Origin of the sequence: Cellulophaga sp. BC115SP (genome assembly GCF_009905545.1) — a bacterium.
GTDB classification, from domain to species: Bacteria; Bacteroidota; Bacteroidia; order Cytophagales; family Spirosomataceae; genus Flectobacillus; species Flectobacillus rivi.
Genome location: NZ_JAAALB010000011.1, coordinates 20,997 through 40,171 on the forward strand (window position 1 = coordinate 20,997; position 19,175 = coordinate 40,171).

At 36.4% G+C, this 19,175-nt stretch carries 19 protein-coding genes; 10 read left to right on the forward strand and 9 right to left on the reverse strand.

The features are described from left to right. The first annotated feature begins 79 nt into the window (after nucleotides 1–79). From GVN22_RS10725 to GVN22_RS10740, 4 genes are all read left to right on the forward strand, one after another. On the forward strand, nucleotides 80–1,024 hold the full coding sequence (locus GVN22_RS10725) for a hypothetical protein (protein WP_166551025.1): 945 nt from the start codon (nucleotides 80–82) through the stop codon (nucleotides 1,022–1,024). A 135-nt stretch (nucleotides 1,025–1,159) separates the two neighbouring features. Beyond that, nucleotides 1,160–1,651, forward strand: a complete 492-nt coding sequence (locus tag GVN22_RS10730; protein ID WP_205690855.1) for a hypothetical protein — start codon at nucleotides 1,160–1,162, stop codon at nucleotides 1,649–1,651. 163 nt (nucleotides 1,652–1,814) lie between these two features. Then, nucleotides 1,815–2,924, forward strand: a complete 1,110-nt coding sequence (locus tag GVN22_RS10735; protein WP_166551026.1) for a family 20 glycosylhydrolase — start codon at nucleotides 1,815–1,817, stop codon at nucleotides 2,922–2,924. Between the two features lie 131 nt (nucleotides 2,925–3,055). Continuing rightward, nucleotides 3,056–3,670, forward strand: coding sequence for a hypothetical protein (locus GVN22_RS10740; RefSeq protein ID WP_166551027.1), 615 nt, complete (start codon nucleotides 3,056–3,058; stop codon nucleotides 3,668–3,670). Nucleotides 3,671–3,732: 62 nt separating this feature from the next. Here the strand turns inward: GVN22_RS10740 and GVN22_RS10745 are convergent, their stop codons facing one another. Next, on the reverse strand, nucleotides 3,733–5,265 hold the full coding sequence (locus tag GVN22_RS10745) for a subtype B tannase (protein WP_166551028.1): 1,533 nt from the start codon (nucleotides 5,263–5,265) through the stop codon (nucleotides 3,733–3,735). A 636-nt stretch (nucleotides 5,266–5,901) separates the two neighbouring features. Next, entirely contained in the window at nucleotides 5,902–6,267 is a 366-nt protein-coding gene (locus GVN22_RS10750; RefSeq protein WP_166551029.1) for a helix-turn-helix domain-containing protein, read from the reverse strand. An 87-nt stretch (nucleotides 6,268–6,354) separates the two neighbouring features. On the opposite strand from GVN22_RS10750, the gene GVN22_RS10755 reads away from it, so the two are divergent. Further along, nucleotides 6,355–6,867: an SRPBCC domain-containing protein gene (locus tag GVN22_RS10755; RefSeq protein ID WP_166551030.1), complete on the forward strand. Its 513-nt coding sequence runs from the start codon at nucleotides 6,355–6,357 to the stop codon at nucleotides 6,865–6,867. Nucleotides 6,868–7,068: 201 nt separating this feature from the next. Here the strand turns inward: GVN22_RS10755 and GVN22_RS10760 are convergent, their stop codons facing one another. From GVN22_RS10760 to GVN22_RS10770, 3 genes are all read right to left on the reverse strand, one after another. Next, on the reverse strand, nucleotides 7,069–7,656 hold the full coding sequence (locus GVN22_RS10760; RefSeq protein WP_166551031.1) for a 5'-methylthioadenosine/S-adenosylhomocysteine nucleosidase: 588 nt from the start codon (nucleotides 7,654–7,656) through the stop codon (nucleotides 7,069–7,071). A 61-nt stretch (nucleotides 7,657–7,717) separates the two neighbouring features. Further along, nucleotides 7,718–8,272, reverse strand: a complete 555-nt coding sequence (locus tag GVN22_RS10765; protein WP_166551032.1) for a thioredoxin family protein — start codon at nucleotides 8,270–8,272, stop codon at nucleotides 7,718–7,720. Nucleotides 8,273–8,872: 600 nt separating this feature from the next. Next, complete coding sequence (locus tag GVN22_RS10770) at nucleotides 8,873–9,706, reverse strand: AraC family transcriptional regulator (RefSeq protein WP_166551033.1); 834 nt, start codon at nucleotides 9,704–9,706, stop codon at nucleotides 8,873–8,875. Nucleotides 9,707–9,791: 85 nt separating this feature from the next. Here GVN22_RS10770 and GVN22_RS10775 point away from each other — a divergent pair, with 85 nt between their 5' ends. Together GVN22_RS10775 and GVN22_RS10780 are read left to right on the forward strand one after the other, a co-directional pair. Beyond that, entirely contained in the window at nucleotides 9,792–10,187 is a 396-nt protein-coding gene (locus tag GVN22_RS10775) for a DoxX family membrane protein (RefSeq protein ID WP_166551034.1), read from the forward strand. 4 nt (nucleotides 10,188–10,191) lie between these two features. Then, a complete protein-coding gene (locus GVN22_RS10780) occupies nucleotides 10,192–11,130 on the forward strand; it encodes a polysaccharide deacetylase family protein (protein WP_166551035.1) in 939 nt (312 codons plus the stop codon). A gap of 119 nt (nucleotides 11,131–11,249) precedes the next feature. On the opposite strand, the gene GVN22_RS10785 is transcribed toward GVN22_RS10780, so the two are convergent. The 3 genes from GVN22_RS10785 to GVN22_RS10795 all read right to left on the reverse strand — a co-directional run bounded on the left by GVN22_RS10785 (nucleotide 11,250) and on the right by GVN22_RS10795 (nucleotide 13,894). After that, nucleotides 11,250–12,446, reverse strand: coding sequence for an esterase (locus tag GVN22_RS10785; RefSeq protein WP_166551036.1), 1,197 nt, complete (start codon nucleotides 12,444–12,446; stop codon nucleotides 11,250–11,252). A gap of 127 nt (nucleotides 12,447–12,573) precedes the next feature. Further along, nucleotides 12,574–12,951 (reverse strand): hypothetical protein, encoded by a 378-nt coding sequence (locus GVN22_RS10790; protein WP_166551037.1) that lies wholly within the window; start codon nucleotides 12,949–12,951, stop codon nucleotides 12,574–12,576. A 97-nt stretch (nucleotides 12,952–13,048) separates the two neighbouring features. Beyond that, nucleotides 13,049–13,894, reverse strand: coding sequence for an SMP-30/gluconolactonase/LRE family protein (locus tag GVN22_RS10795; protein ID WP_166551038.1), 846 nt, complete (start codon nucleotides 13,892–13,894; stop codon nucleotides 13,049–13,051). Between the two features lie 212 nt (nucleotides 13,895–14,106). On the opposite strand from GVN22_RS10795, the gene GVN22_RS10800 reads away from it, so the two are divergent. Further along, on the forward strand, nucleotides 14,107–14,871 hold the full coding sequence (locus GVN22_RS10800) for a hypothetical protein (protein ID WP_166551039.1): 765 nt from the start codon (nucleotides 14,107–14,109) through the stop codon (nucleotides 14,869–14,871). A gap of 323 nt (nucleotides 14,872–15,194) precedes the next feature. Here the strand turns inward: GVN22_RS10800 and GVN22_RS10805 are convergent, their stop codons facing one another. Then, nucleotides 15,195–17,120: a glycoside hydrolase family 127 protein gene (locus tag GVN22_RS10805; protein WP_166551040.1), complete on the reverse strand. Its 1,926-nt coding sequence runs from the start codon at nucleotides 17,118–17,120 to the stop codon at nucleotides 15,195–15,197. A gap of 221 nt (nucleotides 17,121–17,341) precedes the next feature. Here GVN22_RS10805 and GVN22_RS10810 point away from each other — a divergent pair, with 221 nt between their 5' ends. Together GVN22_RS10810 and GVN22_RS10815 are read left to right on the forward strand one after the other, a co-directional pair. After that, the gene (locus GVN22_RS10810; protein ID WP_166551041.1) at nucleotides 17,342–17,944 is read left to right on the forward strand and encodes a TetR/AcrR family transcriptional regulator; all 603 of its coding nucleotides are present in this window, start codon (nucleotides 17,342–17,344) and stop codon (nucleotides 17,942–17,944) included. 148 nt (nucleotides 17,945–18,092) lie between these two features. Beyond that, a complete protein-coding gene (locus GVN22_RS10815) occupies nucleotides 18,093–19,175 on the forward strand; it encodes an HlyD family secretion protein (RefSeq protein WP_166551042.1) in 1,083 nt (360 codons plus the stop codon).

Sequence of the window (19,175 nt, forward strand, 5' to 3'; positions counted from 1 at the left end):
TACATTCAAATTAATCATTTTTCACAATTAATTCACTAAATTCAGCTATTACTACATTTTATTAACCTTTATCAATCAAATGTCATCAATCCTTACACTATCATTCCCAGAAGTAGAAAAGCGTTTAAGCCAAGCGCAGAAAGCACTTCTCTTTTGTTTTTCTAAGCACCAACGAACTAATTATATAGATTCATACTTTTTGTGGTACGAGGGCGACACCAATCTTGATAAAATTGATTTAGAATCAGACAATTATGATTTTGAGTTAGCAGGAATCATTGTTGACGGTAACCTCACATGTAAGAAAATATTGAATTATGAAACCGACTACGGAGTGAACTTGATTGTTTTGGGGCATTTAAATGCCGACTTCATTGCAGTTGGTGGGCAGCAAGTTTTTGTTCAGGAAGATTTGACAGTTCAACACCTATTTGTCGGTTCTTATAATCACGGCAACCTTGATGTTCTAGGAGATTTTAATTGTCCAATTGTGGTACTCGATGATTATGATTGTTTAGTTAGGGGAGAATTTTACGGAAATGTTCTCGGTTGGGGAAAAACAATAGAACTTTTACACGACGGTGAAACTCAATATGTTCCAGATGGAGATTATGATTTTGAAGATTTTTTTGATGAGCCATACTTGAATGCTTGGGGAAGTATCAACTTTAGTTTAATCGTAAGCGATATTGATCATGATATAGATGTACTCCGAAAATATGTGTTGAATCCAGAAACAGATTCAATCACTCCTGAAATCATAATAGAATCTTCTAAATCGTCTGTTTTTCAAGGAATGAGCATGGACGAATACGTGGGCGTTTATTCGACTCAATATAAGTCTCATATTACTGATAATTCTATGGAGTTATCAATCCTAGAATATGATGACTCCTTTAAATATTCGCTTATTGGAAATAAAGTTTCTGTCTTTCACAAAAATAGCGAGGATACAGAGTTTGTAAAATTGACGCTAGGAAGTAATGTCTACCGAAAAGCTAAAAGAGTCCTTTTAGCAATTTGATTAATTTCCTTTGGTGGGCGCCTTCTGTCGCTCTCCAAAGGGAATAACACTCTATTTTACAATAGTTTACGAATTAATATGACATTTTTGTATATTTAGGTAAATGTATCATTTCATTTCCTAAACCCTACAAATATGATGTTTGGACTTACCTCTCTTGGAATCATTCACACGGTAATCAGTCTGGTGGCAGTTTTTACTGGTGCTATTTCGCTGATTAAACTAAAAGAAATCACATGGAATAATTCACTTGGTAAAACGTATGTTATTGCTACAATTCTTACCTGCCTAACAGGTTTTGGCATTTTTCAACATGGCGGATTTGGCAAGCCACATGTACTTGGAATCATTACCTTGGCGGTGTTAGGGTTAGTATATCTGGCACAGAAGGCAAATCAACCGTTGGGTAAATATTCACCCTATATTGAAAAAGTTGCTTATTCACTGACCTTCTTCTTTCACTTAGTACCAGGTGTGACCGAAACCACAACTCGTCTACCATTGGAGCACCCATGGGCAAGTAGTCCAGATGACCCATTAGTAGCCAAATTAGTCGGTATTTGTCTCGTATTGTTTCTAGTTGGAGTAACGTTTCAAATCATCGAATTGAGAAAAAAACTTTCATAATAACCCTACCTGTAAGACCCTCAATTCTAGGGTCTTACTTATTATTATAAGTATTCTTGCAACCTCTCTTATACCTACCCTGCCCTATCTGTTAGTCATTTGCATGCAGAACTGAATTTAAGCAAATTGCGTACTCAACCCAATTTTTAAATTCAACCTCACTATGACAAAATTTTCACACTTCCTTTTGCTCCTGATGGGAGTTTTATTGCATCCCAACTTATTTTCTCAATCCAAAATTGATAGTTTGATACCCACCCGTGCTTTTTGTATTACTGCTCCCAAAACGCAACGACTAAACGACTTTATCAAGTTTGTAGAAGATGAATTGGTAACTCGTCAGGTAAATACCCTACTGTTGCGTGTGGACTACAATTACCAGTTTGAAAGCCATCCTGAACTTCGAGACCCAGAGGCATTATCCAAAAAGGATATTAAGAAGTTGGTTGCGGTATGCAAGAAAAATAATATTCAACTAATCCCACAAATCAATTTACTGGGACACCAGTCATGGGCGAGTACTACGCACAATTTATTGAGAGTTTATCCCGAATTTGATGAAACGCCATGGGTCAAAATGCCAGAAAAATACGTATGGCCAAACGCTGATGGTCTGTATTGCAAAAGTTATTGCCCACTTCACCCAAACGTCCATAAAATAGTATTTGAATTAGTCGACGAAATCTGTGATGTCTTTGAAACAACTGCTTTTCATGCGGGAATGGACGAAGTCTTCTACATTGGCGATGACAAATGTCCACGTTGCGCTGGTCGAGATAAGGCAGAACTATTCGCAGGAGAAGTCAATGAAATTAGAAATCATTTGGCTCTCAAAAATAGAAAACTCTGGATTTGGGGCGACCGACTAATCGATGGAAAAACCACTGGCATCGGTATGTGGGAAGGAAGTTTTAATAATACTCACAGAGCTATTGATTTGATTGTCAAAGATGTAACTATCTGCGATTGGCATTATGAAAGACCTGACCAAACGGCAGTTTATTTTGCGATGAAAGGCTTCAACGTCATTACTTGCCCATGGAGAATGCCGAAGTTCGCTGTGGTTCAAACACAAGATATGGTCAGATTTCGCGAATCCTCTACAACCATTATGAAGCCCCATTTTCAAGGCATGATGCAAACGGTATGGTCTAGTGCAGAATCTTTTATGGACGAGTTTTATGGAAAAAACACTACTAAACCTGCTGAAGAAAATACCTCCGCCAATTGCTTTAGAGCTATGTTTTCGGAAATGGGGAGATTGGTAAAATAAATTGACAAGTGCGATTTGAATAGAAAAACAATTTAACTTTATGCACTCTAGGTCTTAATCCTTGGATATTTATCCAAATATCCAAGGATTAAGACCTCAAAAATACTTCAATTCACCTAAATAATTTTACTATGAAAAACCTCAAACTACATCTTACCCTTTCTATTCTTCTAATCTCCATTGCACAAAGTATCATTGCACAAACCTCCTCCTATCAGACTGATTCTATTCAAAGGAAAAGAATTAATAAATGGATTAAAAGAGCTCAACATCAATATCCATCTGATCTAAATTGTCAGACTGTTTCAGTGTTTACCAACTTGTTTTGGGGAGATCGCCGTGTGTCGGAGGCAGTATCGAATGGAATGAGTAGTATTTATAAGAGGACTTTCATGAGAAGTGTGCATTCTTTTCAGGGTACTTTCTCTTTTTTAATTTCTTTTGATGAAAAAAGCGAAGTGAAAAATATAGCTTTTTCAGAAAATGTTCCTTCGGAGTTCACATTGGTAGTACAAAGCAATTTCACTCAAACCATTGAGGACATTTCCCATTTAGAGCCCTTGAAAGGAGCATTTAAAAACAAAAAAATACTTCTTATGCTTCATCTTTCATGGGCATTCAATAATAATCCAAACATCATGGGGTATGATGATGATGGAACAAAATCCATGAAATTTAAGGAAGAAAATTTGACTTTAGGAGAAATATTGTTCGCTGAATCAAACTTTATGGCTAGACAATTTTAGCCATTATTTTAAAACCTCCTGATATGGCAATATCAGGAGGTTTTATACACTTTGTCTCTTACTTATTTACAAAGCCCGTCTATCCAAGCAAATAGTTCATCGAGGTCATAATCGCCACTATGGGGTTTGTCCCATGGAAATTCCAAATTAGCATCCATACCCTTGTTTTGTAGTACCGTAGTCAATATCACCGAAATAGCAAGCGAAGTATCTTTGTCTTTGGAGCCGTGTCTGATACGCCAGTGTTTGGCATTTGTCGTATTTTTTTGACCTAAATAATACATAGGATTCATCATTTTCACCAATACTTCATCTACTCTTGAAGCCTTCACGTTAGAGTTTTTTTGCCCAAACTCAGTAAAATGCTGCTTATCAATCGTAGCAGTACCAAATAGCATATTTTCTCCTGTTGAAAGATCCAAAGCATCAAAGGCTGGAGGAGTTTTCATACGCTCCATGTAACTAAGATATGCACCAAAATCTAAGTCTGTAACCTGATTACCATTAATTTTCAAGAATGAATAGTTCGACATATCTTTTCCTGAATTCAAAGCTTTCTGAGCCGAAGCGATAACATAATTGATGACTAAATCTTTAAAACTCCCGTTTCCATCAGCATCCAAAGTCAATAGTTTCCCCTTCGTATCCTTTAGTTTTAGGCTGTTAACGTAAGTAGGGAAAAGCGTTTTCAATTGTTCCGATACTTTTATTTGCTCTTCACTCAACATAGAGGGAGCATCGCTATTTTTCGACTGCATAGGCCCACCCCTTTTGTAGGTATTGTAGCCACTAAACTGCCATTCATAAGCCATATCAGCATGATCCAAATTGGTAATTGGACAATAAGCAGAAACAGCAAAAACATCGTCTGTTCCATTGGCTGCACCTAGTAGTTGTAAATAAGGCTCGTAGTCTGGATTATTTCCCGTTGCCCCAACTAAAGCAGACATTGCACCGCCTGCACTTGTACCATTCGAAATGATTTTATTGGCATCCCCTGGCATAAGTTTATCGTTGAATTTCAAGTAACGTACCGCTGCTTTTAAATCTACAATGGCCGCTGGTGCTTTACCCGTGTATTCGCCATTACTTCCTTTCAAAGTACGCCCTCTTGCTCCTGCCGAAGCTACCACATAGCCTTTGGATAACGCAGCAACTACAGTTGATGGCTTTTGTGGCATTGCTGGCGCTCCTTCAGGTCTTCTGTCACCCATTGGAGGCATTCCATTCATTGGCGAGCGATTACCTCCCATTCCCATTGGCATTTCCTTGAGGGTTGCAGGTTGTGCAGGCATATATCCACCTACTTTATTGGGAAAGAAAATGGGAGCTGTTTCGACTGTATAGCCATTCAATTTTTTTCCTAAAAAATACTCCTCTGGGATGTAAATATTCATTTTTTGGTAGACTGTATCTACAGGATTTGTAACATAAATGATATTTTCATAGGCTCTTACCGTAAAGGTTTTTCCCTCGAAAGTAAGTGTTTGAGTAACATACTTTTGCGCTTGAAAACTGAGATCTGGCTTGGCAGAAGTAAACGAACAAAATGCCAAACTGACCATCATACAAAAATTGATAAGATGGGTTTTCATTTATAATGAGTTTATTAAAAAATTAAAATGAATTTGTAAAAGATCTCTTAACAAATATTCCCATGATTTCATAGTCATTGTTGCTACTCTACTCTTCATGAACCTATATTTAAGCATATCTTTTTCTTGTATCAATATTACGATTTAGCCTAATTTTTTATTGAAAGTAATGACTAGAATAGAAGTGAAGAGGAAAAAAAGGGAAATGAAACGACTTAACTGCTCATTGGATTAGTGTTAAGGCACTTTTGTGGAAGATATATAATGGTTTTGAGCTATTTGCGAGAGAATAGAATATTGATGAAAGAAATAGAAGTTGTTTTTGGAAAATGTGATTTTCCAAAAACATAGTAAATGAATAAAATTTAAGTATTAATGCAAAATAAAATTGCATTAATACGCTCTAGGCTATAAGCCGTAAGCATTAGGCAAAAAAGTTTCTATTACTTCATGAGAAATACTATTTAACTTTTTGCCTAATACCTACCTTACTGCTTAAAGCGTATTAATACTTATTAATTACGGAACAGTGCTATGCTTATTAACAAGAAGTCACTCCTCGAAGCTCAGTAATATTTTGGACGACTGTTATTTGAGAAAAGGTAATTATCATCATTCTAGCAAACACGCTTACGTTTACTCAAATGTTCCCTCACTGATCACTACAGTATTTCCCCACTCGGTAATGGCTTTTAATAGCGGAATAAGGGATTTTCCCAAAGTAGTCAGTTCATAAGTCACTCTTATGGGTGGCTTTTCGCCATAGACAGTTCTGATAACTAGACCATCCTTTTCAAGTTGTTTTAATTGTAAACTAATGGTCATTTCTGTAACAGTAGGAATCGCTCTGGATAACTCATTGAAGCGCAAACTCCCTTCTATCAAGTGATAGAGAATAACTGCCTTCCATTTTCCTCCTATTAAATCCATTGTTAAACTAACGGTACAAGGGTACTCCTTCCCGTTGAGCGTAACGGTTTCACTTTTACATTCTGTTTTCATAATCTTTAAACTATCTATTTTGATAGGTATTTCAAATTAAACAAACTAAAACTAGTTTTGCAACTATAATTTTAATAGTATAAAAAAATGCAAAATTCAATCATCTGGCCAGAAGGCTATTTACCAGGAACTACAGATAATTTTTGTTCGAATGAAGTAATTGTTTCAGGATTAAGAACCACGGACATTTGGCCTCTATTAGCCAACCCTTTCGAGTGGCCAAAATATTATCATAACTCATCTGACATTGAGTTCCTTAATGAAGAACATAAGCAATTAACCGCAGAGGTACGTTTTCGCTTTAAAACATTTGGTTTTCCGATTGAGGCTCAAGTGACAGAGTATGCTCCTCCTGTGGAAGGAAAGCCCGCAAGATTAGCATGGCATGGTTGGGCTGAGGGTGATGCAGAAACAAGATTGGACGTTATTCATGCTTGGCTCATCGAGGACTTAGAAGGTGGAAGAGTAAGAATCTTAACGCAAGAAACCCAAATCGGAAATCCCGCAAAAGAATTGGCAAAAACAAAACCTAACCCCATGATAAATGGACATCAAGATTGGCTTGAGGGATTAGTAGAATACGCTAAACAGTTGATTTAGTTAATGTCAATCATATAAACCTAAGCTCCCTCAAAAGACTTAGCTCTGCAACTTTCTAATAATGCAGAGCCAAGTCTTTTGGAATGAATATAAACAAAATAATAATGCTCATGTATTAAAGCGGGTAAGTTTAATTATGAGGCAAAGATTAAGTCTCAAATTAGGTAATTGTGTGATTTCATTTAAAACTCATATTATTGACTATTTCAATATTTTCAACAACTTCCCATACGTCACCGCAGCTTTATGCACTTGCTCTGTCCAGTCTTCGGCAGCGTTGTCATCGGCACCATCTGAAATATATTTTAGACACAAAAACGGAATGTTTTCTTTCATGGCAATCAAAGCTAGTGAATAGGCTTCCATATCTACGACATTATAAATGGTTTCGGAATGACCCATTTCAAAACTATCGCCTGTACCACAAATGCCTACTTTTAGTCCATCCATCTCAAGCCCATACGCCAATAAGGGAGGCACGCCAGAAAGTGGGGTTTCGTAAAGTTCGAAGCCTAAGCCTCGTACATCCATATCTCTTTGAACAAATTTGGTACAACAAATCACTTCGCCCTTCGCAAAATAATTACTTCCAGCTGTTCCCAAATTAATAATCAAAGATGGTTTTTGTTGTTGAATCGCTTTGGTTAATTCGTAAGCAGCATTTACTTTTCCAATACCTGTAAATACTACATTTTGTCCTTCAAATACTTCGGCGGCCTCTGATTCGAGCGCAAATGAAAAGAGGGTATTTTCTAACGAAAAAGTTGTTTCTGAATTAATATGTATCATGATAGTCTATTTAAACAATCCTTAAAAGTCGATGGGACATTAAAATTACAAAAAGAAAACCTTATCCAATCAACTGAGCTAATTCATGACAAATTTCCTCGCCTTTGTTGTCGTTATACCAATTTTGCAATTTGATTTTAATGGTTTCAAAATCTGCTTTTGCTTCGTGTAATTCTTCCATTAACAGATGAGCACCTTCGGGACGAGGTCCCCACACAAAAAGGTCATTCCCACTCTCGTCTCTCGCAATCAACTTCGGAATACTCTTACTTGTACCGTTTGTTAAATACTTCTCAATGAGAAAAGGCTCGCTATCTCTCAATTGAATCTCATAAGTCAGCAAAGGATTTTGCTCTGTGATTTTTATCAAAAAAGGTACGATATGTGCTGCATCCCCACACCAAGGTTCGGTGATGATAATCCAATGTTGAGGCGATGTAATTTCTTGAAGTTTACTCAAAATCGCTTCTGACAATACCAAATGCTTATCCCAACGCTTCATGCGTGATTGATTGAGCTTCGTGTAGTTTAAATAATCAGGTTTGTCGTAAGGAGCGGCAGGTGTTTCTGCTGATAAAATCTCTTCGAATAGGGTTTTATATGCTAGGTAGTTCATGATGTAATTTGGCAATAAAATGGTTGTTTGTAGATATTACAGATTTTTAATGAGTAATAGTTCCCCATTCAAACATCTAGAATCCCCTTATTTATTGATTGAAGCTTATTCTATTTAGGCTGTGATAACTTAAGTTAGTGGGCAAGCTTGAATAAACGAAAATTTTCTCGTTTCCCTTTGTAAAAGCTCCGTAGGAGTGACAGTTTGGTAGCAATAAGTTTTGAGAAAAACCTTTTTTGAGCGCCGTAGGTGCGACAGAGTTCCAGATTTTAGCTTTCTGTCGCACCTACGGCGCTCGTTTAGTAGGTCAGGAAATAGATTCACTACTACCATACTGTCGCTCCTACAGAGCTAATAAAAAGATTGGGTTCTTTAAAAATCCTAATAATAAGGCTTATCAATGTCATATAATTGATAAAGTTAATTTTGCACGGTTACTTAAGTTAGTGGGCAAAATTAAAAAAATCTACCCGCTTTAAGATCTAGGCTTTATGCTGTAGACTAAAAGTTGAAAGATATTTCTCATGAAACAATTTAAGCTTTTTTGCCTAATGCCTATGGCTTACAGCATAAAGCGTATTAATGCAATTTTATTTTGCATTAATACTTATTCCTCCGCTTAAACTCACTAGGGCTAATTCCTCGATATTTCTTAAATATACGATTCAAATGGCTCGCATCACTAAACCCTAACTCATAGACTATCTCGCTGATATTCAAATTAGTATGTATCAGTCTCATTTCTATAATCTTAATTTTATAATTCATCACATACTCTTGCAGACTACTTCCTGTTTGTATTTTGAAATACTCACTTAAATAGGTAGCCGATAAATTGAAGTGTTTGGCAAGCTCTTCGACTCGAAGTTTTGAGGGTTCATAAATATGCTGATGAATATAGTTGATCATGAGCATAGCCGTTTCAGATTTGGGTTTGTCAATATTTATGGGAGTTATCAGAGAAATATTTCTGGCAGCGATGGTAATAATCGTGTTAATCAATTGTTGAATTACCTCCTCTGTATGAGGAAATTGATGATGATGTTCGCGAATAAGCGCTTCAACCAAAGCTCTGACCAAGGGCTTATCAGCTACAGTTTTTAAAATACAACCAGGCAAATGGTTGTGATTATGAAAAATAAACTCCAGTCTTTTGACCCAATCTTTACTTTGTTGATTCAAGTATGCACTATTGAATCTGATAAAAAATAGTTTGCTCGAGGATTGTATTTCAAACCCGTGTGAATCTTGTGGGAAAATCAAAAATAACTTGTCTTTGGCAAATGGCAATCGATATTGATTAATCCACTGAATGCCTGTTCCCTCCAACACAAAAACCATTTCAAAAAAAGTATTTTTATGTGGACGAGCCTCATAATGGTCTTTCTCCCAAAGCTCCAACTCAAATGGCAAATATAAATTACGTATTTCCATACCTCTAAACTTACAAATACAACCTTTATTTATACAACACTTCAAATCTATTTTACCTGCAATTTTGCAAAAAACAATAAACATTATGAATACTACCTCATTTTTATTACTTCGTTTAGGCATTGGTATAAGTATGTTTGGGCACGGCTTGGTACGTTTACCCAAACTGGCAGGTTTTAGCAAATGGATGGTTACCTCTTTCGAAAAATCCTTGCTTCCTAGCGCTATCGTTACGCCATTTAGTTATGCGCTACCTATTCTCGAATTTGGGATTGGCACGCTACTAATTCTTGGTCTATTGACCAAACAAGCACTTTTGGCAGGAAGCATCGTAATGCTTTTATTATTATTGGGAACAACGCTTATCGAGAACTGGGAAGCACTCCCTTCACAATTAATCCATTTGGTATTTTTTGCGATTTTAATACAATTCATTTCATCCAATACATGGTCATTAGATTATTTCCTCTTCAACAAATAAGGTCATGGATAGCAGAAGAAAATTCATTCAACAAAGTAGCGCATTGGGACTTAGTCATTTATTGTTATCTAGTTTTTTAGCAAAAGCTTCACCAAAAGAAAATGCACCTAGCTCAAAATGGGCTGATGGCTCAAGATTAGTGGTATCTATTTCCATGCAATTTGAATCTGGGGGTGAGCCAGAAAATGCCGAAAGTCCTTTCCCACAAAATCTCGAAAAAGGGTACCGAGATTTGCCTGCCAAAACTTGGTATGAATACGGATACAAAGAAGGTATTCCAAGAATGTTGGACAATTGGGATAGGCTTGGTGTTAAAGTTACTTCTCACATGGTGGGCACTGCTGTAATGAAAAATCCACAGCTTGCACGTGAAATCGTAGAGCGAGGTCACGAGGCTGCCGCCCATGGGATGAACTGGAGTTCACAATACAACTTGCCTTATGAGCAAGAGAAAAAATTTATCAAAGACGGTGTAGATGCTATTAAAAACATCACAAGTTTTAACGCCATCGGGTATAATGCCAATTGGCTACGTAGAGGCGAAAACACTTTGAATATCCTGCAAGAACTTGGCTTTAAATACCATATCGACGACCTTAGCAGAGATGAGCCTTTTGTCATAAAAGTCAATCAAAAGGACTTTGCAGTTGTGCCCTATACTTTGAGAAACAACGATATACTACTGATTGAAGGCAAAAATTTTTCTACAGACCAGTTTTTCAATCAAGTAAAAGCCGAGTTTGACCAATTGTACTTTGAAAGTCAATTCAAACGCCGAATGCTCTCTATCAGTTTTCATGACCGAATTGGGGGCACTCCTCAGATGGTTAAATCCACTTATGATTTGATTAAATACATACAAAGTCATAAAGGTGTTTCCTTCAAAAGAAAAGATGAAATTGCCATCATGGCATTGAATGATGCAAATACTATTCGGGAGTAAATCCAATATCATTAGGGTGCGACTTAAGTCGCACCCTAATGATATTGGATTTATAATTTGCGGATATTTATTAGCAAGATGACACGTCTTTGGACGCAAATCATTACAATACGAAGGAATTATCTAAACAATCTTGGAGCAAATTCCGCAAGATAAATTCTCCAGTTTTTCCAAATATGTCCCTCTCCTGTTTCCAAATACTCATATTTTAGACCTATACCATCTAGTTTCTTTCTAAAATCAACATTGGCTTGATATAAGAAATCGTCTTTCCCGATGGCAATCCAGTACAGTTTCAGACCATTGTTTTTTTGTACTTTTAGCGTTTCATCAAGGTTGCTATACACTTTACCTGTCGCATCTTCGCGAGGCATAATTGCTGCTGAAAATAAGCCTACATAATCGAAGGTATTCGGATAATATCGGCTGATGTGCATCGTATGAAAACCGCCCATCGACAAACCTGCTATAGCACGATTTTCTTTGTTATTTTTTACTCGAAAAGTCTTTTCTACATAACTGACAATATCCATAAAGTTAGCTTCATAAACGCCATTCATCGATTGAGGCAATAGAAATTGTGGCTTATAAAAACCATCTTTCCCATAACCATAGCCAGCGTCTTGTACTACATTACCATTTGGCATAACCACAATCATGGGTTTAGCTTTACCTTGAGCAATTAAATTATCCAAAATTTGTATCGCTCGTCCATGCGCAGCCCAAGATTCCTCGTCGCCACCAGCACCGTGCAAAAGATACAAAACTGGGTATTTTTCATTTGACTGCTCATAACCTGCTGGCGTATAAATAGTCAATCTTCTATTCATTTTCAACCCTGCGGACGGATACCAATTATGTGTCACGGTTCCGTGTGGGACATCATTAGTTTTGTACAAATCTGCTCTACCTTTATCAACGATAAAAATATTGGTCATAGAAGCTGAGTTGCGCAAAGCATAAGGACTATTGGGGTCGGTTGTTTTTATTCCATCTACCACAAAAGAATAGCTATATAACTCAGAATCCAATGGCTTGGAGGTATATGACCAAAGTCCATTTTTATCTTTAGTCAAATTAATAGTACCTGGTCCATCGACTAAGCCAAAGCGACTCATCACTTTTACAGGTGGCAAAAAATCTGACGTGACTTGTACAGTGTCTGCCTTAGGTGCAAAAAACCTAAATGTAACCGTACGGTCAGCATTGACCTCTGGGGAAATAATATTCTCTGGTTCTTTGGGTACTTCTTGGGCTACAGCAATATGAACCGTCAATACTAAGATTGAACAAAAGAATAAGAGTTGTTTTTTCATAATAAATAGTTGGATAGTTTGAATCAATTAAGAATAAAAGCTTTGGGTTTGGAATATTATTACTGACGCAAAGGTTGTCATAGAGAACTCCGACAAAGACCGAAAAATCAACTTAATAATCTACATTTTAGCAATTTATGTATGTTATAGGATTACTACTTCCTCGCTTAAAATAAGACTTGGCTGATTCACCTAGGTATTTATTTCTAATAAATTCATTAGCTATTTTACCTTCAAATTCAAAACGACCTTGGTAGTCATGGACATCATTTCTTGTGTGATAAATTGTAGTCCCAGCTTCATGCCAACTATTGATTTCATAGACTTCTAATATTACACCATCAGCTACCGAAAATGCGATATCAGCATAGGAAGCTCTTTCTTTGGATAATCTCCATACGCCTCTCGTCGCCTCATAAAGTGACTCAGCAGACATATTGGAGTTATATTTTTGGGAAATTCTAATGATGATTGCTTTATCATCAATTTTAATAGGGTTTGTCATAGTATATAAATTTGAGGGCTTATTACTGAAAATCTATTGTTGCTGCCTCAAAGTTTGTCGGAGAAAACTCCGACAAAGGCGAAAACACCACCAAAGGCTAGTTGACTTTATAGGCAATGACCTTATTCTTCCAGAAAGTTGGAACCAATAATATTTTTTGGCTAGGAATATATTCAATATCTGCGGTATTCATTTTGGCTTCTACGGTGTCCAACAACAATTGGGTCTTGCCTTCTGGATTAATATGCCAGATTTTGCCTCTCCATTCAGTAGCGAAATAACCTTTTTGTCCATCCGACAAAATACCGTCCAGTCCTCCCATTCCTTCGGCGATTGTTGCATATTGTTGTGTTTTTAAATCTAGTGCAAGGATTTTTCCATCGCCATTACCAATAATCAATTTATCATTTTCAAAAAATACGCCATTAGGTGTTTTTAAAGGAGCGCCTTCTGCCACTTTCACCAATTGTCCTTTTTCTAATTTCCATAATCTATCCGAACGCATATCAGTAAAGTACACGACTTTGTTCTTCTGATCAACACTTACACCATTCAAAAAAGTAGCATTTGGTACTTCGTACTTATGGAGTACTTGTCCTGTTTTAGCATCAATTTCAACCAATTTGAAAATCTCTGCTACATAAATCTTGCCGTCCAATACATCCAATCCCTTTACAGCATGCAAATTCTCCGTCACTTTTAATTGGGTTATTTTGCCGTTTAAATCTAATTTTGAAATAAAACTTTTTTCATTCGTTGCTGTTGGTGCGCCATTGATACAAGCAACGTATAAGGCTTTTGATTTGGTGTCAAAAACCACCGATTCTGGCGTTGAAATTAGGGTATCTGTCTCCCAGATTTTGGTTAGTGTCTTTTGAGAAAATGACGTTGAAACTATACCAGTAGATAATAGGATTGACAAGAGGATTGTTGATTTTTTCATAAATGATTTTAGATTTTTTATAATTGTTTAAATGAATTAATTCAAACTTAGAGACATTTTATCAGTAATTTCAAGTCCCAATCGAAAAAATTGTAATTTCGAGCTTTTGACCTATATAACTAAAAAATTATACGATTTTGGCTATCTAATCCTACATCTCATAAAACTAAAAGAGGCTTGATTTTTACTGTTTTTATTCAAAATATTCAACTATGGCAATCACTAAAAAAGTAACTGCATACTACCCTAATGCAAAAAGTGGCGATGATATTACGGAAAGTTATTTGACTTTGCTGGAAAAAGAATACAATTCAGACTTGAAAAAAATGCTTTTTGCCACGTCTGTTTGTTCTGATGACGTCAATGTATCGACAGACTTTCGTCGCGTATTATCACGACCGTTCACAATGGGCGGATTAGGAGGTTTGCCTTACTCTGGCTTTACAGGCATGGTAGCTTTTTCGCACCATATTCCTGATGGCGGTGATGCTTTTATTTTTTATGGTCCGCATATCGGCATAACCGATGAGGGTGAATTAGGACGAATGCGACGTATTGGTCAAAAACGATTGACCAATAGCTGTGGGGCTTTGATGTTGGCGCTCGAACGTTTCCAGAGTGACGATGATGTAGATACGTATGTGCCACAAAGTGTACATTATGATTATCAGCAAATTCAATTGGAACAAACTCTGATGCCGTTTAAGAATAAAATTCTTACTGCTGATAATCCCAAAAAAGCCATTACAGATTACACCTATACTGCTATAGACAAGCAAATAAAAAAGCTTGTAAGTATGAGTTTAAATGAATTTCATTGTGAGCGTATTTTCTTGTTGGGGGGCGTTATTATCAATACCAGTGAGGAATATAATGACTACGTAGATATTCGTAATTTTGATGTAATCGAAACCAAAAGTCTTGAACCTTTCAAACCAAAATCGATTTTGGAATTGGATGCCTTTAAGAATTTGTAAAAATATGGTTGAGCTTAAAAATGTGATTTACAATTAAGCGAATGAGTGATTAATGTAAAATTTGTATTCCATTAGTAGAGACGCAATGATTGCGTCTCAAGCTGAGTCAGACATAGCATAGCAGTATCAAAAAAGGGGTCGAAAATTATTTTTCGACCCCTTTTTTAATGAAAAAAATATAGAATCGTCCTAGTTGCAAAATTCTAGATGACTCATGTTTAATACTACATTTTAAAATGATACATCTTAAGACGCAATCATTGCGTCTCTACTGGTGAAAAAAGAATCACTCATCTACTCAATCTAAACTCACTCAATTTGTATTACTTATTTCTTTTAAGTTGCCAATAAATCATATATCTGGCATCATGTAATCTGTAAAATGGGATAAGCTCCAAATTTTTGTATTTCGCTGGACTAATTAGCTCAGGGGCTACAAACGTTTGAGACTTGCCTGCTACTGGCTTTAAATAAGTAGCCAGATTCGCATTTTCAGTTTGTAATACTGGCATCGTTTCGAATGGATAGGTCTTCCCTCTGGCACGGTAACCACCAAATTGATTGGCATCACCAATCAAATTATCTAAGTCAGTGGTATCTGTTTTAGCAGCCAACACAATTGGACCATGTAAAAAAGCCACATAGTTTGAACCGTCTGGTAAGCCCTCTGTAGTAATGCTCATTGGAAGTCTAATTGATATTTTATCTCCTTTTTTCCAAACTCTTTCCAAACGAATATAAGTATCTGGTTTAGCGTCGATAGCCTCTTTTTTACCATTGATTTCTATTTGAATTTTTCCAGCCCATTGAGGATAACGAATCATAATGCCATACGTTTTGCCACTGGTATTTTCCACCGTTAGTTCGGTAGTTTCAGAATCAGGAAATCTAGTTTGCTGCACAAGTGTTACACTCTCCGCTTTCCATACCAAACGAGAGGGAATAAACAAGTTGACGAAAATATCATTTCCTTTATGGCTATAAATCAACTCGCCATATTTACCATGATTTTCCATACCCGAACCTACACAACACCACATACACTGTTGCGCCTGCGAATATACTCGATAATGCCGTGGACGCATAGAGGTATAATACACAAATCCGCCATGCGTGGGATGCTGACTCGAAAGAATATGGTTGTATAAGGCTCTTTCGTAGTAGTCCACATAAGTCAATTGTTCAGAAGTCTGAAACAAAGACTTGGTCAGTTTGAGCATATTATAAGTATTGCAAGTTTCGGGACCAGCTATATCATTAATCATGGGCGAAAAATCATTTGCTGGATGAAAATGCTCTGAATTACTATTACCTCCGATTACGACTGTACGATTTTTCACGACTGTTTCCCAGAAAAATTGAGCAGCTTTTAAATAATCCTCATCTCCACCAACCTCTGCAATGCGCTTAAATCCTACTGCCTTTGGTATTTGCATATTGGCATGTAAGCCTGTCAGTTGGTCTTGCCTTGCCAACAAAGGTTCAAGGATTTTACGATGCGAAAACCTTTTTGCTAATTCAAGATATTTTTTGTCGCCAGTGATAGCTGCAACATCTGCAAATATTTCGTTCAAACTGCCGTGCTCAGACACTAGCATCGTTTGAATTTGTTCATCAGTCAATTTATTGGCGATGTTATTAATAAAATCTGTCAAACGAATGAGCATTACTTTTGCAGATTCTTTGCCTGCAATCACATAGGCGTCTCGCAAACCAGCGAATAATTTATGAAGGTTGTACAATGGCACCCATTTACCATTTAAAGCAAAATCATCTGTAATAATTTTCCCTTGCTCAATATCTTTCCATAGTGCAATACCTCCTGGCATTCCACCCAAATAGCCTGTACCAATTTTATCTTGACAGCGCTTGAGCTGTGCCAACATATACTCAAGTCGTTGATTCATTCGAGCATCTCCTGTAGAGGCATACATATTTGACAATGCTGACAGATAATGTCCTCCAATGTGCCCATCCAAACCTGTATTTTCCCAGTTGCCGTAATTTGCTTTTAAGGTGTCGAGTCCTGCGGCTTTCAAATAAGGAGCCAGCAGACGATCGGTATCGAGCGACAACATATAGTTGAGGTCGGTCTGTTGAGCACTTTTAAAATCGCTAGGTAAAAGTTTCACCTGCTGTAATTTAAAGTATTGGATACTATTTTGAGCCTTCGTTTGGAAGCATGTAAAGCTCATCAACCCGACTGTTGCCAATGTCAGGAGCACTGTAAAAAAAGAAGATTTTTTCATAGAATTGTTTTGAAAGGTTATTGTGTCAAAATTACACTAATCTTTTAATTCTGTCAGTTATAGATGAGAAAAACTATTATTTACTTAGTAAAACAACTCAATTAAAAAATACAACATTTAACTGTAAATCAATTACTTACACCCCCTATTTTCATTATTTAGATTAAAAATTTGAAAAAGTAAAAAATTGCCCCTAATTTTACAGACCAAATGGTCGGTTTATGAATAATTCAAGAGAACATATTTTACAAACAGCATTTAAACTGTTACTTCAAAAAAGTTATCACGAGGTAACTATGCAAGACATTGTTCAAGTAAGTGGCATGTCTAAGGGTGCATTTTATCATTATTTTAATAGCAAAGAAGCTGTTTTTAAGGAAGTCGTTCAGCATTTTTTTCAGGAATCAGTGCATGGTAACCTTAGTAACATTCAGTCTATTTCTCTTTGGGAGTTTTGTGTGCAATATATCAACCTTCTTATTAATCGCATTGCAAAATACAATGCCGAAACGGGCGATAGTTCTGGAGTTCTAAGAGCCAATCAATATATTTTAATATTTGACGCCATGAAAATGTTTCCAGAATTTCGAGATATGCAACAAAAATTACAACAACAAGAGTTAGAAACTTGGACAAATGTAGTAGCGCAAGCACGCTCTAAAGGAGAAATTGCATCAAAGATGAATGATATTCAAATAGCTAAGCAATTTATTTACTTGAGTTATGGAATTGGGGCATACCACGTTTTGAGCAGCCAAATTGCTGAGCTTAGTACAGAGGTACAAAATCAATTCAAAAACTTCTACGACTCTATCATTAACTAAACTGTCTAAAAAAATAAGTTTAGAGGAAAATAAGCACTAGTGCTGAATTATGAGTTTTTTACACCTCATATATTAGGTTATAAAAAAATTTAAACAAATACATACCGACCGTTCGGTTTTAGTTTTAACAATTTTAAAAATGATGTTTATGAAAGAAAAACTGAAAAATATAGTAATCAACCCAAAAGTGATAATTATAGGATTTATCATAGTGTTGGTGGCGTCGTTTAGCGCTAGATATTGGCTCGATAGTAATAAGTACATAGAAACTGATAATGCCCAACTTGATGGCAATATTTATACGGTACGCTCAAGCATTACGGCCTATGTCACTAAAATTCATTTTACTGATAATCAAACAATTAATAAAGGTGATACTCTTCTAAGCTTTGATACAACTGTTTTAGTAGCAAAGGTTCTTCAAGCAAAAGCTGCATTAGCAAATGCTGAAGCAAATACTAATGTGTATTTGAACAAAGCCTTTGCAAGTAGTCAAAACATGGCTGCATCTGTGGAGTTAGTCAAGGTAAATCAACAAGACATTCTTACTGAAGTTACCAACTACAAAAGAATGCAAGAAGAACTTGAGCGGGCTCAAAAATTAAGAAAAATCAAGGCTATTACAGAACAGCAATTTGAACTTATCGAATCTCAACATGCGATAGCAAAACTTAACCTAGAAAAGGTAACAGTACGCAAAAATGCTGCTATGTTGAACATTCAAGGTTTACAAAAATTGACTAACTCGGAAGAGGCACAAATAACTGTTGCAAAAGCGCTGGTGGCTCAAAGAAAAGCAGAGCTCCAAATAGCAGAAGAAGATTTACGACATGCTTTTGTTGTAGCACCATGTACAGGAATTGTTGCCAAAAGAGGTGTTCAGCTTGGACAATTCGTAAGTAGTGGACAAAGCCTTTGTGCCATAGTAGACACAAAACAGGTATGGGTTATTGCCAATATTAAAGAAAATCAACTCAAAACAGTACAAATAGGTCAACCCGTAGATGTAAAAATAGATGCCTTTCCTGACTTAGATATGAAAGGATTGGTTCATTCATTTAGTGGAGCAACTGGTGCCAAGTTTTCTTTAATGCCACCAGATAACGCAAGCGGTAATTTTGTCAAAATTGTCCAACGTGTACCGATTAGAGTTAATCTAATCATACCTAGCAAGATTAAATATCCATTGTATCCAGGACTGAGTGTTTCAGTTAAAATCAACGTAAAATAA